Genomic DNA, 11,844 nt, shown 5'->3' with positions numbered 1-11,844 from the left:
GCGGGGCCCTGCGGCGTTTCCCGGCCCGTACGGGCTACACCGGCCACTCCCGGGCGCGCAGCGGCATCCCGGAGGCCGAGCGGGTCCCCGTGTGCACCGCGAGCACCTGGTTGACGCCGAGCCGGTTGTGCTCGAAGGCGAGCGCCGAGGCGGCCATGTACAGCTGCCAGACCCGGGCCCGCCCGGGCGAGGTGAGCCGCTGCGCCTCCTCCCAGTGCTCCTCCAGCCGGGCCACCCAGGCCCGCAGGGTGAGCGCGTAGTGCTCGCGCAGCGCCTCCACGTCGCGGACCTCGAAGCCGGCCCGTTCCAGCTCGCCGACGGTGGTGCCCAGCGGGGACAGCTCCCCGTCGGGGAAGACGTAGGCGTCTATGAACGCGTTGATCCGGTACGCCTCCTCATCCGGCTCGGGGCGCCGCGCGATCTGGTGGTTCAGCAGCCGCCCGCCCGGTCGCAGCAGGCCGTACAGCGTGCGGGCGTACGTGCGGTAGCGGTCGGCGCCCACGTGTTCGGCCATCCCGATGGAGGAAACGGCGTCGTACGGGCCGTCCTTGACGTCCCGGTAGTCCTGGACCCGGATCTCGACGAGGTCGGCCAGGCCCTCGTCCGCGACCCGCTTGCGGGCGTAGGCGGCCTGTTCGCGCGAGAGCGTGATCCCGGTGACCTTCGCCCCGTACTCCCGGGCCGCGTGCAGGGCCATCGAGCCCCAGCCGCAGCCGACGTCCAGGAGCCGGTCCCCCGGGCCCAGGGCGAGCTTGCGGCAGACCAGGTCCAGCTTGTCCCGCTGGGCGTCCTCCAGGCTCCCGCCGGGGGTCCAGTAGGCGCAGGAGTACACCATCGACGGGCCGAGCACCCGCTCGTAGAAGGTGTTGCCCACGTCGTAGTGGTGGCTGATGGCCTGCCGGTCGCTCCCCTTGGTGTGCCGGGGGCCACCGCCGCGGCGGTGGGCCTCCTCGGGCGGCGGGGCCGGCTTGGTCCACGGCCGCGCCAGGCCCACGAGGCCCCGTACGGCGGCCCGGGCGCGCGGATCGCGCAGCCGGGCGGCGGGACCGGCGGCCTTGGTCTTGGCGGTCTTGGCTGCCTTGGCTGCCTTGGCGGCCTCCTCCGCGGCGGGCTCGCGGTCCCGCTCCCAGAGCAGCCCGCCGACCCGGTCCAGCAGCTCGAACAGGTCACCGTCGACGGTGAGGTCCCCGGCCACCCAGGCGCGGGCCAGGCCGAGCTCGCCCGGCTTCCACAGGATCCGGCGCAGGGCGCGGCGGTTGTTCAGGACCAGGATGGGACCGCCGAGCGGGCCGGCCTCGCTGCCGTCCCAGGCCCGGATCCGGACGGGGAGAGGGGCTCCCAACAGGGTTTCGGCTAAAGCGGCCAGCCGCGGCGCGGCGTCGTTCATGCGGGACCCTCCAACAGGCTCCGACGAGCTCCGATAAGTTCCGACCGCACGGCATACCCGGATCCGGTCCCGAATATGCCGAAGGGACCGCCCGCACCACGGATGGCGGGCGGCCCCTTCGGGACACGCTGGGTCGAACTGGTCCTACTGGCCGAACTGGTCCTGCCGGTATCGCTGGTCCTGTCGGCCCCTACGGGGTCAGGAGGCCTTGGCCTTCTCGGCCGGGGCCGCGACGGCCGGAGCCGGCGCCGGCTTGGCGGCCTCGTAGAACTCCTCGCGGGGGGTCTCCAGCGCACCGAGGGAGACGACCTCGCGCTTGAGGAACATGCCGAGGGTCCAGTCGGCGAAGACGCGGATCTTGCGGTTCCAGGTCGGCATGGCCATGCCGTGGTAGCCACGGTGCATGTACCAGGCGAGCCGGCCCTTGAGCTTGATCTTCATCCCGCCCATGACGATCATCGCCACGCCCTTGTGGAGGCCGAGGCCCGCCACCGCACCCTTGTTGGAGTGCGAGTACTCGGTCTGCGGGAAGCCGCGCATGCCCGAGATGACGTTGTCGCCGAGGACCTTGGCCTGGCGCAGCGCGTGCTGGGCGTTCGGCGGGCACCAGGCGTTCTCCACGCCGGCCTTGCGGGCGGCGAGGTCGGGCACCTGGGCGTTGTCGCCGGCGGTCCAGATGTAGTCCGTGCCCTTGACCTGGAGGGTCGGCTCGGCGTCCACGTGGCCGCGGGGGCCCAGCGGCAGGCCGTAGCGGGCCAGCACCGGGTTGGGCTTGACGCCCGCGGTCCACACCAGGGTGTTGGAGTCGACCTCGAGGCCGTTCTTCAGCACCACGTGGCCGTCCACGCAGGAGTCCATGGAGGTGTTCAGGTAGATCTCGATGCCGCGCGACTCGAGGTGCTCCTTGCCCCAGGTGCCGAGCTTGGGCCCGACCTCGGGAAGGATCTTGTCGGCCGCGTCGACCAGGATGAAGCGCATGTCCTCGCGCTTGATGCTGGTGTAGTACTTCGCGGCGTCGCGGGCCATGTCCTCGACCTCGCCGATCGTCTCGGCGCCGGCGAAGCCGCCGCCGACGAAGACGAAGGTGAGCGCCTTGCGGCGGACGTCCTCGTCCGTCGTGGACTCGGCCTTGTCGAGCTGCTCGAGTACGTGGTTGCGCAGGCCGATGCCCTCTTCCACGCCCTTCATGCCGATGCCCTGTTCGGCGAGGCCGGGGATCGGGAAGGTGCGGGAGATGGCGCCGAGCGCGATCACCAGGTAGTCGAAGGGCAGCTCGTACGCCTCGCCGACCAGCGGCGTGACGACGGCGACCTTGCGGTCCTGGTCGATGTTCGTGACCCGGCCGGTGAGGACCTCAGCCTTCGGAAGCACGCGTCGCAGAGGTACGACTACGTGCCGAGGCGAGATGCTGCCTGCGGCCACTTCGGGGAGGAAGGGCTGGTAGGTCATGTACGAGCGCGGGTCGACGACCGTGACGGTCGCCTCGCCGTAACGCATCTTCTTCATGATGCGCTTGGCTGCGTACAGGCCTACGTACCCACCTCCTACAACGAGGATCCTGGGACGCTCCGTGGTGCTCATGGAACGAGTATCCAGCACCCTCAGGGGTGACGCTCGTGAGCCCCTTCACAAGGACCTCGGGCCCCTCTGCTACACTCCGCCGCCCACGTGACCGAGGTCATGGCGCGGGGCGGGAACCAGGGTGTAACGGGAGTCGTTGAACACCAGTCCTGAACTGGCCTCCAAGCCCTCAAGCGGAGTAGACCACCGCCTTCGTGGATACCTACCGCCAGAGGTGCGCGAGGTCCGGCAATCGCACGAACGCGAGCAAAAAGAAGGCCCAGGAGGCTCCGGACTCGCCCAAAAGGCTCCTCCAGAGCCCTCACAGGCACCTTTTCCTTGTGAAGAACTTCACGAAGTTCATGTGGACGACGGGACCTAAGGCCCCCGAACGACCCTCCGAGAGCCCTGGGGACCCCTACCGCCGACCCCTGCTGTTGACCCTCGACCTGGTCGAGGGAGCAGTGTGCGGGGCGTGGAGAACGAGATGCGCAGTATCGGCGAGACCGCCCGCGACAGCGGCCTGAGCGTGAGTGCCCTGCGGTTCTACGACGGGGCCGGCGTACTGGTGCCCGTCCTGGTCGACCCGGCGAGCGGGTACCGCTGGTACGGGCCCGAGCAGGTCGAGGAGGCCCGGCTGCTGGCCCGGCTCCGGAGGGCCGGCATGCCCCTGGCGGACATCCGGCTCGTCCTGGCCGGCTGGGCCGGCGCGGATACCGATCTGGTGCGCGCCTGCTCCGGGCGCACCTGCTCCGGCTCGAACGGGGCCTGTCCGATGCGCGCAGCGAGCTCTCCGCGGTCCACGCACTCCTCGAACACAGGGAGAACCCCATGAGCACGCCCCTCGCCACCGCCGCCACGACCGCCCGGCTCACCCTGGCGGCGCCCGAACTGGCCGCCGCCCTGGACGCCGTCCGGTTCGCCGTCGGCTCCGACCCCGAGCTGCCGGTCCTCGGCGGCATCCTGTTCGACATCGAGGGCGGGGCGCTGCGCGTGGTGGCCACCGACCGGTACCGCCTGGCCGTCGCACGCGCCGGGGCCACCGGACACACCGGCCCCCGCCTGCAGCTCCTCGTACCCGCCCCGCTCGCGGACGCGATGCGGGCGCTGCTGAGCGAGGACGCCCCGGTCCTGCTCACCGTGGACGGAGACCGCGTGGCCCTGGAGACGGAGACGGCGGACCGCCAGGCGGCCGGCCGCTGCCTGGGCCACGAGTTCCCCGACTACCGCCGCCTCGTCAGCCTGCCCGCGGGGCGCCGGGTCCTCGTCGACGTGCCGGCCTTCCGCGAGGCCCTGGAAACGGGTCCCGTCCGCCCGGCCGAACGCGAGCAGGACGGCGCGACCGGCGACGTCAGCGTGCTCAAGGTGACCGACGGGGACGAGGTGTCGCAGGCGTCGCAGGTGGCCCTCTGCGGCGACGAGGACGACGACCCGACCAACGTCGGCCTGAACCGCGCGTTCCTGCTGGACGCCCTCGCCGCCGGGGACCGCGACCGGCTGATTCTGGAGCTCGGCGCCCCCAAGGCCCCCGTGGTGGTCCGCCGCCCCGACGACGAGGAGACCTTCTCGCTCCTGATGCCGGTCCGGCTGGACGCGTAGGCGCCCCCGCACACGATGGTGCCCCCGGCGGGATGGATCCGCCGGGGGCACCGGGCCGTGCGTGTGCGACGGGCGTCAGGCGATGGACCAGGCGATTCCGTCGAGGATGTCGTGCTCCGAGACCACGACCTCCGAGGCGCCGACCCGCTCCATGATCGCCAGCAAGACCAGGGCGCCCGCGCCGATCACGTCGACCCGTCCCGGGTGCATCACGGGGATGGCCGCGCGCTCGGCGTGCGTCAGCGTCAGCATCCGCTCGCTGACCTCGCGGACCGTCTCGTACGGGATCCGGGAGTGGTGGATCCGCGCCGAGTCGTACGCCTCCAGGCCCAGCGCGATCGCGGCGACCGTGGTCACCGACCCGGCCAGGCCCACCAGGGTGCGCGCCTCGGCCAGCGGAACCGTCTCGGAGGCCAGGTCCAGCCCGGCCTCGATGTCGGCCCGTATCGCGGCGATCTGCTCCGCGGTCGGCGGGTCGGTGACGACCCCGTCCACCGTCAGGTGGCGCTCCGTCATCCGGACACAGCCCACGTCGACGGAGCGGGCCGCCCGCACGTGTTCGGTGCCGACCACGAACTCCGTGGAGCCGCCGCCGATGTCCACGACCAGGAAGGGCCGCTCCAGGTCGGTGCGGCCGGTCAGCTCGCCGGTGGCACCGGTGAAGGAGAACTCGGCCTCCTGGTCCCCGCTGATCACCTCGGGCTCGACGCCCAGGATGTCCAGGACCCCCCGGACGAAGTCGTCGCGGTTCTCGGCGTCCCGGGAGGCCGAGGTCGCCACGAAGCGCACCCGCTCGGCTCCGAGCTCCTTGATGACCGCCGCGTACTCGCGGCAGGCCGCGAAAGTGCGCTCCAGCGCCTCCGGGGCCAGCCGGCCGGTCTTGTCGACGCCCTGGCCGAGCCGGACGACGATCATCCGGCGGTCCAGCTCGATCAGCTCGCCGGTGGCGGGGTCGAGGTCGGCGACGAGGAGCCGGATGGAGTTCGTACCGCAGTCGACGGCCGCGACGCGGGTCACGCGCCCGCCTCCGCCGCGGAGGTCTCTTCGGTCTTCGTCTCCTCGGCCTTCTTCTCCTCGGCCTTCTTCTCGCCGCACGGGGTGACGCAGGCGCCCTTGGCCCACCACTCGGGCAGCATCGCCAGGGCCTCGTCGCCGAACGGGTTCACGCCCGGGCCCGCGGCCAGGGAGTGGCCGACCAGCACGTGCAGGCACTTCACCCGGTCCGGCATGCCGCCGGCGCTCGGGAAGCCCTGGAGCACCTCGATGGCGTCGCGGCGGGTGATGTAGTCCTCGTGCGCGGCCCGGTAGGCGGCGGCCAGCTCCGGGTCCACGGCGAGACGGGCCTGCATCTCCTTCATCACGCCGTTGGCCTCCAGCGTGCCGATCGCACCGGCGGCCCGCGGGCAGGTCAGGTAGTACAGCGTCGGGAAGGGGGTGCCGTCGGGGAGCCGCGGTGCGGTCTCCACCACGTCCGGCTGCCCGCAGGGGCAGCGGTGCGCGATGGCGCGGAGCCCGCGCGGGGGGCGGCCGAGCTGCTGTTCGAACGCCTCGATGTCGGCGGCGGTCGGCTCGGTCCGGTCGGTCTGGGGCGGGGGCGTCTGCATGCCTGGAGGAAGTCTTTTCGTTCTCGTGGATGGGTGGGACTCAGTCGCCCGGGCGGTCGGCCTTGTCGACGCCGTCCCAGACGTTGGAGTACCAGGGCCGGTCGGTGGCGGCCTGTCCGCTGCGGCGCTGCTCTCCCGCGGCGGCTCCGGGGTCGGTCATGATGTAGCTGATCTCCCCCGGCCGGACGAAGTGCAGGTGCTTGCGCGCCTGCTGCTCGGCGTACGCGTTGTCCTGCCAGCGGGCCTTCTCGTCGCGCAGCCGCTCCAGCCGGTCCCGCGCGGAGACGGCGTCCTTCTGCTGCTTCGCGATCTCCGAGCGCTGGGAGACGTACTGGCGCATCGGATACGCGAGCGCGACGACCAGGGTACAGAGGACGAGGACGAGCAGGGCGGCCCGGCCGGTGAGCCGGCTGCGGCGGACCTGCCGGCGGGACTGCGAGCGGTACACGTGCGCCGCGGTCCGCTCGCCGAGCTGCTTGAGCCTGGTCGCGGTCGAGAACGTGGCGAACCGGTCCCGGTTCCCGGCCATTGATCCGCCTCCCCTATATGCGCACGACGCACTACGTCCCCGCACACGGTACGGGACCGAGTGCGGGGACGTAGGGAGGCTTGCGCCCTAAAGGACTGATCAGCCCTTGAAGCGCGGGAACGCGCTGCGGCCCGCGTACACCGCGGCGTCGTCGAGGATCTCCTCGATGCGCAGCAGCTGGTTGTACTTGGCGACGCGGTCCGAGCGGGCCGGGGCGCCGGTCTTGATCTGGCCGCAGTTCACGGCGACCGCGAGGTCGGCGATGGTGACGTCCTCGGTCTCACCGGAGCGGTGCGACATCATGCACTTGAAGCCGTTGCGCTGGGCCATCTCGACGGCGTCCAGGGTCTCGGTCAGCGAACCGATCTGGTTCACCTTGACGAGCAGGGCGTTCGCCGAGCCCTCTTCGATGCCGCGGGCGAGACGCTCGGGGTTGGTGACGAAGAGGTCGTCGCCGACGATCTGGACCTTGGAGCCCAGGCGGTCGGTGAGGGTCTTCCAGCCGTCCCAGTCGTCCTCGAACAGCGGGTCCTCGATGGAGACCAGCGGGTACGCCTCGACGAGCTCGGCGTAGTAGTCGGTCATCTCGGCGGCCGAGCGGGACTTGCCCTCGAACTCGTAGTTGCCGTCCTTGTAGAACTCGGACGCGGCGACGTCGAGCGCGAGCGCGATCTGGGTGCCCGGGACGTAACCGGCCTGCTTGATGGCCTCGACGATGAGGTCGAGCGCGGCGCGGTTCGACTCGAGGTTCGGCGCGAAGCCGCCCTCGTCGCCCAGACCGGTGGAGAGGCCCTTGGTGTGCAGGACCTTCTTGAGGGTGTGGTAGACCTCGGCACCCCAGCGGAGGGCCTCGGAGAAGGACTCCGCGCCGATCGGGGCGATCATGAACTCCTGGATGTCGACGTTGGAGTCGGCGTGCGACCCACCGTTCAGGATGTTCATCATCGGAACGGGCAGCAGGTGCGCGTTCGGACCGCCGAGGTAGCGGAAGAGCGGGAGGTCGGAGGCCTCGGACGCGGCGTGCGCGACGGCGAGGGAGACACCGAGGATGGCGTTGGCGCCGAGGGAGCCCTTGTTCTCGGTGGCGTCCAGGTCGATCATCGCCTGGTCGATCAGGCGCTGCTCGGTGGCGTCGTAGCCGACGAGCTCCGGGCCGAGCTGCTCGATGACGGCGAGGACCGCCTTCTCGACGCCCTTGCCCATGTAGCGGTTGGGGTCACCGTCGCGGAGCTCTACGGCTTCGAACGCTCCGGTGGAGGCGCCGGACGGGACTGCAGCACGGCCGGTGCTGCCATCGTCGAGGCCCACCTCGACCTCGACCGTGGGATTGCCTCGGGAGTCCAGGATTTCCCGGGCTACGACGACGTCGATGGACGGCACGAGCATCTCCTTCTGGGATGTGACGCTGGGTGTGCGGTGGCGTGTCAGGCCGTGGGATGGCCTTGCCGCTTAGAGCCTAACCGCCTCCGGGCACTCGGCCAGCCGACCGCCCGGTCCCTGGGACGAAAAAGGGCCTGAATGCCCCTCTTACAGGACATAGGACCCTTGATCATCGGGATTCCGGAGGGTCAGTCAGGCCAGATGCGCCCGCGCACAGCACCGCCCGGCGCGAAGGGGGTTGCGCGCCGGGCGGTGGAATTGCGTGGTGGATCTACGCGCCGGAATTACTGCGCGTCGCGAAAACGGCCGCGGCCGTTCTCAGAGCTTTCGACGGGGGTTCAGCCGAGGTTCAGCTTCTGACCCGGGTAGATCAGGTCGGCGTCCGAGACGATGTCCTTGTTCAGCTCGAAGAGCTTCTCCCAGCCACCGGACACCTTGTTCGCGTCGGCGATCGCACCCAGCGTGTCGCCGGACTTGACCTCGTACGAGCCGTTGCCCGTCTTGGGGGCCTCGGTCTTCGGCGCGGCAGCGGCGGCCGGACGCTCGGAGCGAGTGGTCGGAGCCTCGACGCGCTTGGTCTCCTTCTTCGACTCGGCCTTCTTCTCCTGCTTCGGCGCCGGCTTCGGCTGGGTCTTCGGCTTGGAGGGGGTCTCCGCCGAGCCACCGGTGTAGGAGGAGTTCGACAGGCCGACGCCGCAGGACGGCCAGGCGCCCTTGCCCTGGCCCTTGAGGACCTTCTCGGCGATGGCTATCTGCTGCGACTTGGAGGCCTGGTTGGCCTGCGCGGCGTACGCCTTGCCGCCGTACGCGGCCCACGTGGAGGACGAGAACTGCAGGCCGCCGTAGTAGCCGTTGCCCGTGTTGATGGACCAGTTGCCGCCGGACTCGCACGCGGCGACGCGGTCCCATTCACCGGCGGTCGCGGCGGAAGCGGTGCCCGCGGCCATCAGCGGCGCGGCCACGGCGACACCTGCGACACCTGCGAGCGTGACGATGCGGACGGCCTTGGAGCCGCGACGGTGCTTGCCCTTGCCCGAAAGCAGCATGGAGTTCTCCTCACCGACGCCTACGAGGTGAGCTGTCGGGTTCGGGCGAGTGAGTGCCCGGCCGAGCGACCTAGCGCTTGGCTTAACCCCTAGCCGGTTCCGTGACCGTCTCTCAACGGCCGGTTCCGGCGCCTACCTTGGTTCCCCCGCTCCTGCCTTCGGCGCTTTACGCGACGAGTGTTCCCTCCGTCCGCCGGCAGGATTCGGCGATGCGGTCGAAGGAGCCCGCGGTGGCGAGCGATTCAGAAGGTAGACAGGTCTCCCCCCGATGTTCAACGAGGGACATCGGGAGGAAACGGTGCCTACTTGCGCCCTCCGGAAGGACGTTTGCGCAGGTGAGGGCGGGGTTTGCGGAACCGTCCGGGCCAGACACGCCAGTTGACCTGAAGAGACACATGTCTCACTTACAGAAAACGGACAATCAGCTGGTTCCGGACGCCTTAAGTGCCCTTATTGGTGCGTTAGATCCAGGTTCTGGCCGGGCTTGATCAGGTCCGCATCTCCGCCGATGACCTGCTCGTTGGCCTCGTAGAGCCCCTTCCAGCCGCCCTTCACGCCATTGGCGTCCGCGATCTCGGCGAGGCTGTCGCCCGCCTTCACGGTGTACGTCGGCTCCGACGCGGCATCAGATGCGGCGGGCGTTTCGACCGCGGCCTGGCCGCGGTGCTTGCCGCCGCCCTCGGTCGAGCCGGGGGTCGCCGGAGCGCTCGGGGCGGCGGAATCGCCGGGTGCGGCCGGAGTCGTCGGGGCCGTGGGGTCAAGCGGGTTGACCGGAATGACCGGGTTCGCCGAATCGCCGGGGATCACTGGATTGCCCGGGTTTATCGGGTTCGTGGCGTCCCCCGGGCCGGACGGGGGCACGGGAGCCGTCGGGTCCACCGGCACGGTCGGGTCCACGGACGGCGGCGCCGGAGTCGTGGGGTCCACCGGGGCGACGGGGCCCACCGGGGCGGTGGGGTCCAGGGGGCTCGTGGGAGCCGTCGGGTCGCCCGGGAGTCCGGGAGGCGGCGTCTGGAGGTCCGGCGCGGGCATGACGGGCAGTTCGCCGGGCACGCCGATCGGGTAGTCGGGCAGCGGCGATTCCGACGGAGCCGGGCTCTTCGGCGTCGGGGCCCCGAAGTCCGTGGACGGCTCGCCCGAGCCGGCGTGGGGCACGGAGTCGTCCGGGCGGGACGGGGCGGGGGTGGCGGATCCGGAACCGCCGGGCAGACCCGGGTCGACCACGGCGGCGGGCGCGTCCTGCGTCAGCCCGGCCGGCACGCCGCACAGCGGCCACGCCTGGGGGCCCTGGGAAGCCAGGACCCGTTCGGCCACGGCGATCTGCTGGGAGCGGCTGGCGAGGTCGGCGCGCTCGGCGAAGTCGAGCCCGCCCGCGTTCTTCCACTGCTCCTGGCTGAACTGCAGCCCGCCATAGGTGCCGCCGCCGAAGTTGGCACTCCACGTGCCACCGCTCTCGCACTCGGCGACCTTGTCCCATGTGGAGGTCTCCGCAGCGCTCGCGCCGGTGGCCGCGAGCAGCGGCAGGGCGAGTGCGGTGCCGGTGACTCCGGCGGTGACGACAAGTGCGGGCACTTGTCGGGGGCGTCTGTGGCGGCCGTTCCCGGAACGCATGAGGCTGCACCTTTCGCATAACGGCGGGGTAACGGCAGAACCTAGCCGCCTTCGAACGCCTGTCACAAGTTTGGGCAGTCAACTGACTTCAGGTCAGGCCGGTTTCAGGCGTTTTGGGCGGTGGATTCGGCAGTGAAGCGGACCGGGAGCGTCCGCAGCCCCCGCATGATGAGCCCACCGCGCCACCTCAGCTCCTCGGGAGGCACTGCCAGTTCCAGGTCGGGCAGCCGCGTCAGCGGGGTCGCGAGCCGGAAAGCGGTCCCATGGTCTCGGCGCCGCGCACCGTCACGCGCAACGGCGGGATGGTGGGGCGGACGTACACGGGCGTCCCCGCACACCGCTCGTTCAGCCACGCCACCAGCAGCGGCCATGCCCCGCGCTGCCACCACGACAGCTGTCGCTCACGGACGCGCTGCGCCGGCCCGAATTTCGCGGGGATCTCCGTCCAGGTGATCCCCGTACGCAACCGGTGCAGCATGCCGTTCAGCGCCAACCGCAGGTCGATCTTGGTCTTGGTGAACGACGCAGGCGGGTAGATCGCTTCCAGGACGCTCCGCACGCCGGCCCACTCCTCCTCCGCCACATCAGCCGGGCCTGACTTCTTCTTGAAGCGGTGATTCTCGGCCTCGACCTGCACATCGAACAGGCTGAACAGTTCCGCCTTCTCCTCCAAGCCGGGAGCCCCCGGGCTCAGCCGCCTGCCGGAAGGCCACTCCTGGAAGCGCTCCTCGCCAAGGGACTCAGCGAGCTGTTCCCAGACCTCGCTCTCGACCTCGTCCGCGTTCAGGTAAACGTCGTCACATCCACGGACGTTTCCCTTGCAGCGGTACAGGCGTGTCTCTCGGCCTCGGCCCCCTCCGCCGGTGTAGACCTCACCGCAGTTGCCCTTGATCCGCGTGGACAGGGGGTACAGGGAGTTCTCACGACGGGACTCGAGGCTAAGTCCTTCCACGGCGGAACGGAGCTGCGCGCGACGTGCCGCGTCGAAGACCTCCGGCATGGGGATCTTGACGGCATCTCCGTACTTGCGCTGTCCGTCCTCACCGACCGCTGTCTTGCCGCCTTCCTTCCGGTAGGTGACGCAGAGGTCAAGGACGGGCTCACTGCCGAGACGCTTGATGAGGTTTG

The 11,844-nt window shown here is 70.7% G+C and carries 9 protein-coding genes, 2 pseudogenes and 1 riboswitch; of the genes and pseudogenes, 1 reads left to right on the top strand and 10 read right to left on the bottom strand.

Annotated elements, in window-relative coordinates:
- Positions 1-34: 34 nt before the first annotated feature.
- Both ACE1OC_RS24920 and ACE1OC_RS24915 read right to left on the bottom strand, forming a co-directional pair.
- Complete coding sequence (locus tag ACE1OC_RS24920; RefSeq protein ID WP_407838884.1) at positions 35-1,387, bottom strand: class I SAM-dependent methyltransferase; 1,353 nt, start codon at positions 1,385-1,387, stop codon at positions 35-37.
- A 198-nt stretch (positions 1,388-1,585) separates the two neighbouring features.
- Positions 1,586-2,968, bottom strand: coding sequence for an NAD(P)/FAD-dependent oxidoreductase (locus tag ACE1OC_RS24915; RefSeq protein ID WP_250737314.1), 1,383 nt, complete (start codon positions 2,966-2,968; stop codon positions 1,586-1,588).
- 466 nt (positions 2,969-3,434) lie between these two features.
- Between ACE1OC_RS24915 and ACE1OC_RS24910 the strand changes: the two are divergent.
- Positions 3,435-4,546: pseudogene (locus ACE1OC_RS24910) on the top strand (MerR family transcriptional regulator).
- Positions 4,547-4,621: 75 nt separating this feature from the next.
- On the opposite strand, the gene ACE1OC_RS24905 reads toward ACE1OC_RS24910, so the two are convergent.
- The 8 genes and pseudogenes from ACE1OC_RS24905 to ACE1OC_RS24870 form a co-directional block, all read right to left on the bottom strand.
- Positions 4,622-5,563, bottom strand: coding sequence for an exopolyphosphatase (locus ACE1OC_RS24905; RefSeq protein ID WP_407838883.1), 942 nt, complete (start codon positions 5,561-5,563; stop codon positions 4,622-4,624).
- Positions 5,560-6,150 carry a DUF501 domain-containing protein gene (locus ACE1OC_RS24900; protein WP_407838882.1) on the bottom strand — a complete coding sequence of 197 codons (591 nt, stop codon included), beginning with the start codon at positions 6,148-6,150 and terminating at the stop codon, positions 5,560-5,562. The genes ACE1OC_RS24905 and ACE1OC_RS24900 overlap by 4 nt, the downstream gene beginning before the upstream one ends.
- A gap of 40 nt (positions 6,151-6,190) precedes the next feature.
- Entirely contained in the window at positions 6,191-6,679 is a 489-nt protein-coding gene (locus tag ACE1OC_RS24895; RefSeq protein WP_250737322.1) for an FtsB family cell division protein, read from the bottom strand.
- A 99-nt stretch (positions 6,680-6,778) separates the two neighbouring features.
- The gene (eno, locus tag ACE1OC_RS24890; RefSeq protein WP_407838881.1) at positions 6,779-8,059 is read right to left on the bottom strand and encodes a phosphopyruvate hydratase; all 1,281 of its coding nucleotides are present in this window, start codon (positions 8,057-8,059) and stop codon (positions 6,779-6,781) included.
- Positions 8,060-8,397: 338 nt separating this feature from the next.
- The gene (locus ACE1OC_RS24885) at positions 8,398-9,105 is read right to left on the bottom strand and encodes a transglycosylase family protein (protein WP_407838880.1); all 708 of its coding nucleotides are present in this window, start codon (positions 9,103-9,105) and stop codon (positions 8,398-8,400) included.
- 2 nt (positions 9,106-9,107) lie between these two features.
- A riboswitch (cyclic di-AMP (ydaO/yuaA leader) is annotated at positions 9,108-9,279 on the bottom strand.
- 276 nt (positions 9,280-9,555) lie between these two features.
- Positions 9,556-10,677, bottom strand: coding sequence for a transglycosylase family protein (locus ACE1OC_RS24880; protein WP_407838879.1), 1,122 nt, complete (start codon positions 10,675-10,677; stop codon positions 9,556-9,558).
- Between the two features lie 143 nt (positions 10,678-10,820).
- Positions 10,821-10,964 (bottom strand): annotated as a pseudogene (locus ACE1OC_RS24875) (cytochrome P450); the annotation flags it as partial.
- Positions 10,949-11,716: a transposase gene (locus tag ACE1OC_RS24870; protein WP_407841673.1), complete on the bottom strand. Its 768-nt coding sequence runs from the start codon at positions 11,714-11,716 to the stop codon at positions 10,949-10,951. The pseudogene ACE1OC_RS24875 and the gene ACE1OC_RS24870, both read right to left, overlap by 16 nt.
- Between the last annotated feature and the right edge of the window lie 128 nt (positions 11,717-11,844).

The sequence above is a fragment of the Streptomyces stoeckheimensis genome, assembly GCF_045822005.1.
GTDB lineage: Bacteria > Actinomycetota > Actinomycetes > Streptomycetales > Streptomycetaceae > Streptomyces > Streptomyces stoeckheimensis.
The sequence above is the reverse complement of the archived record's forward strand: the minus strand, read 5'-3'. Positions and strand labels throughout refer to the sequence as shown.